The sequence below is a fragment of the Microbacterium sp. 71-23 genome (assembly GCF_001897265.1).
Lineage (GTDB): Bacteria > Actinomycetota > Actinomycetes > Actinomycetales > Microbacteriaceae > Microbacterium > Microbacterium ginsengisoli.
In genome coordinates this window covers 1-3,950 of the sequence record NZ_MKSL01000048.1, presented here as the reverse complement: position 1 = coordinate 3,950, position 3,950 = coordinate 1, and the positions used below count along the sequence as shown (strand labels likewise).

The 3,950-nt window shown below is 72.0% G+C and carries 4 protein-coding genes; 3 read left to right on the top strand and 1 reads right to left on the bottom strand.

Annotated elements, in window-relative coordinates; translation table 11 throughout:
• The 3 genes from BGO15_RS13625 to BGO15_RS13615 all read left to right on the top strand — a co-directional run.
• On the top strand, nt 1–762 hold a 762-nt coding region (locus tag BGO15_RS13625), incomplete at its 5' end, for a fumarylacetoacetate hydrolase family protein (RefSeq protein ID WP_286748431.1).
• A 16-nt stretch (nt 763–778) separates the two neighbouring features.
• The gene (locus BGO15_RS13620; RefSeq protein WP_286748430.1) at nt 779–1,534 is read left to right on the top strand and encodes an SDR family NAD(P)-dependent oxidoreductase; all 756 of its coding nucleotides are present in this window, start codon (nt 779–781) and stop codon (nt 1,532–1,534) included.
• Nucleotides 1,535–1,571: 37 nt separating this feature from the next.
• Nucleotides 1,572–3,287 (top strand): IlvD/Edd family dehydratase, encoded by a 1,716-nt coding sequence (locus BGO15_RS13615; protein WP_286748429.1) that lies wholly within the window; start codon nt 1,572–1,574, stop codon nt 3,285–3,287.
• 11 nt (nt 3,288–3,298) lie between these two features.
• On the opposite strand, the gene BGO15_RS13610 is transcribed toward BGO15_RS13615, so the two are convergent.
• Nucleotides 3,299–3,950 (bottom strand): MFS transporter (locus BGO15_RS13610; protein ID WP_502689175.1); only part of this gene is annotated, 652 nt, incomplete at its 5' end.

The following is a 3,950-nucleotide window of genomic DNA, read 5'->3' as shown; positions in this document are numbered from 1 at the left end:
CCGGACATCGACGGAGCCTTCCTCGCGTCGGGCGGGCCCGCACGCGTCGCCGCCGCGCTGGCGGCAGGCAGCCTGCCCGAGCTCGACGGCGCCGACGATCTGCGGATTGGCGCACCGATCGCGCGGCCGTCCGCGGTCTACTGCATCGGGATGAACTATGCCGCGCACGCCGCCGAGTCCGGGGCCACGCCGCCCGAGCACGTCGTGCTGTTCATGAAGGCGCCGAACACCGTTGTCGGCCCCGACGACGACATCGTCATCCCGGCCGGGAGCGCGAAGACGGACTGGGAGGTCGAGCTCGCCGTCGTCATCGGCTCCCCCGTCCACGCGCTGGCCTCCCCCGCGGACGCCAGGGCGCACGTCGCCGGCTACGCGGTGGCGAACGACCTGTCCGAGCGCGCCTGGCAGCTGGAGATCTCCGGCGGCCAGTGGGGGAAGGGCAAGTCCGCGCCGGGGTTCTGCCCCCTCGGACCGTGGCTGGTCACCCCCGACGAGGTCGACGCGGACGACGTCGCGCTGCGCAGCCGGGTCAACGGCGAGCCGCGACAGGACTCGCGCACCTCGGATCTCATCTTCGGCATCGACGAGATCGTCTGGGAGCTGAGCCAGCGGCTCACGCTCGAGCCGGGCGACCTGATCCTCACCGGCACCCCGGAGGGTGTCGCCCTGTCCGGACGCTTCCCCTACCTCTCCCCCGGCGACGTCGTGGAGATCGAGATCGACGGCCTCGGCACGCAGCGGCAGCGCTGCGTCGCCGCCTGAACGAAGGACGGCAGACATGACACAGCCTCTGCAGGGCCTCATCGCGATCGTCACCGGCGGTGCATCGGGCATCGGCGCCGCCATCGCACGCCGCCTTCGTGAGGACGGCGCGCGCGTCGCCGTGTTCGACCTCGATCCGGAGGCCGCGACCGACGCGGATCTCGCCGTCCGCGTCGACGTCGCCGAAGACGCCTCCGTCGTCGCCGGGATCGAGCACGTCGTCGCGGAACTCGGCGGCATCGACATCCTCGTCAACAACGCGGGCATCGGCGCGCAGGGGGACGTCACCGCGAACGACGACGACGAGTGGCATCGGGTGTGGGATGTGAACGTCGTCGGCATCGCCCGCGTGACCCGCGCCGCGCTCCCCCACCTGCGCGCCTCCTCCGCCGCCGCGATCTGCAACACGTCGTCGATCGTCGCGACCGCCGGTCTCCCGCAGCGCGTGCTGTACAGCGCCTCGAAGGGCGCCGTGCTGTCGATGACGCTCGCCATGGCCGCCGACCACCTGCGCGAAGGCATCCGGGTCAACGCCGTCAACCCGGGCACCGCCGATACGCCCTGGGTCAGCCGGCTCCTCTCGGCAGCGGACGACCCTGCTGCGGAGCGCGCGGCCCTCGCCGCACGCCAGCCGCACGGCCGCCTGGTCTCGCCGGACGAGGTCGCGGACGCGGTGGCCTACCTCGTCAGCCCGCGCGCGGGGTCCACGACAGGCGTCACCCTCGCCGTCGACGGCGGGATGCAGGGGCTTCGCCTGCGCCCGCAGGGCTAGATTCCAGAGAGACGCCGGTGTCATGAAGGGGGATCGCATGGACGCGCTCCGCAGCTCGGAATGGTACGCCGGCGACGACAGGAATGCGTACATCCATCGGGCCTGGATGCGCAGGGGCGTGCCCTCGAGCGCGTTCGAGGGGCGTCCTCAGATCGCGATCGCGAACACGGGGTCCGACCTCGTGCCGTGCAACAGCCACCTCGCCGAAGTGGCCCAATCCGTCAAGAACGGCGTCTACGAGGCCGGCGGCATCCCGCTCGAGCTCCCCATCACGGCGCCCGGCGAGACCCAGGTGCGCCCGACCGCGATGCTCTGGCGGAACCTCGCGGCCATGTCGGCGGAGGAGATGTTCCGCGCGAACCCGATCGACGGCGTGGTGCTCCTGGGCGGCTGCGACAAGACCATCCCCGCGCTGCTGATGGCCGCGGCATCCGTCGACCTGCCGGCGGTCGTGCTGCCGGGCGGGCCGATGCTCACCGGGCACTTCCGCAACGAGGCCCTCGGCTGCGGCACCGACGTCTGGCGGCTGTCGGAGGAGGTGCGGGCGGGCACGCTGAGCGAGGCCGACTTCCTCCGGAGCGAGTCGTCGATGATCCGCTCGAAGGGACATTGCAACACCATGGGCACCGCATCCACGATGGCGCTCGTCTCGGAGGCGCTGGGCGTGATCGTGCCCGGCGTCGCCGGCACCCCCGCTCCGGATGCGCGGCTGCTCGAGGCCGCCCACCACACCGGGCGGCTCGCCGTGGACCTCGTCGCGCAGGACCGGCGGCCGTCGACCTTCCTGACGAAGGCCAATTTCCACAATGCGATCGTGGCGCTGGCGGCGATCGGCGGTTCGACGAACGCCGTCGTGCATCTCCTCGCGATCGCGGGACGCCTCGGCATCGAGCTGACGATCGACGACTTCGACCGCATCGGCGCCGAAGTGCCGCTGCTCGTCAACCTCCAGCCGGCCGGCCACTACCTGATGGACGACCTGTACCGCGCCGGCGGATTCCTGGCGGTCCTGCGCGAGGTGCGGGACCTGCTGGATCCCACGGCGCTCACGATCACCGGACGCCCGCTCGTCGACCACCTCGACGAGGCGCGGATCTGGGACCCGGACGTCATCACTCCGCGCGATGCGCCCCTGCAGCCGAGCGCGGGGATCAGCGTGCTGCGCGGCACTCTCGCCCCGGGAGGCGCGATCATCAAGCCGGCCGCCGCGTCGCCGCACCTCCTGAAGCACCGCGGGCGCGCGGTCGTGTTCGACAGCGTGGAGGACCTCAGGGAGCGCCTGGACGATCCCGAGCTGGACATCGACGAGGACAGCGTGATGGTGCTGCGCGGATGCGGGCCGCAGGGCTATCCCGGCATGCCGGAGGTGTCGAACATGCCGTTGCCGCGCAAGCTGCTGGAGCGCGGCATCCGTGACATCGTCCGCATCTGCGACGGGCGCATGTCGGGGACGGCGTACGGCACCGTTGTGCTGCACGTGACGCCCGAGTCCGCCGCGGGTGGACCGCTGTCCCTCGTCCGGACCGGCGACTGGATCACCCTCGACGTGCGGGCCCGGCGCCTCGACCTCGAGGTGCCTCCCGAGGAGCTCGCCGCACGGGTGCCGAACGAGGCGACCGTCGCCGGGTACGCACGCCCACGGCGGGGGTGGGAGCGCCTGTACGTCGATCACGTGCTCCAGGCCGACCGCGGCGCCGACCTCGACTTCCTCGTGGGCGGCTCGGGCTCGCAGGTCGCGCGCGAGTCGCACTGACCGCCGGTCCGCTATCCGCCGTGCGTCGCGGTGGCGGCCTCGCCGCGCAGCACGGTGTTCGGGATGTGCCGTGAGAAGAACAGCGAGAGGGCCGCGATCAGCGCGAGCGCGAACAGGGCTGTGGTGAGCGACCCGATCTGCGCGTGCGTGTAGAGCGACTGGAGGGTCGCGCCGTCCGCCGCGGACAGGCCCGCCTGCTCCGCGATGCGGGGCACGCTGGCGGTCGGGATGATCGCGATGCCGCCCTGGGTCTGGTCGTGCACCGCGGTCTTCACCTGATCCGGCAGGTCGCTCGCGGCGACTGCGGCGGAGAAGGACGAGCCCAGGCTCGCGATGAGGATCGACCCCACGAGCGCCGTGCCGAGGGACGAGCCCAGATTCTGGAACACCCCCTGCACGCCGCCGACCTCGCTGGAGCGGTCCTCCGACACCGACGACATGTTCACGTTGCCCAGCTGGGAGGCCAGGAGGCCGAGCGCCGCGCCGCCGCAGAACATCCCGATCGCGAACGGCACCGTCCGCAGGTCGGTCGAGACGGAGGCGAGCAGCGTCAGCACGCTGGCGACGAGGACGAGCTGCCCGACCCGAACGATCCGCCGCGGCGACCAGTACTTCGTCAGCACGGTGCCGATCGCGGAGAACAGGATGAGGGCGATCGACAGC

Coding starts and splice junctions, on each gene's coding strand:
- BGO15_RS13615 (WP_286748429.1), top strand. CDS start 1,572: ATGGACGCGCTCCGCAGCTCGGAATGGTACGCCGGCGACGACAGGAAT.
- BGO15_RS13620 (WP_286748430.1), top strand. CDS start 779: ATGACACAGCCTCTGCAGGGCCTCATCGCGATCGTCACCGGCGGTGCA.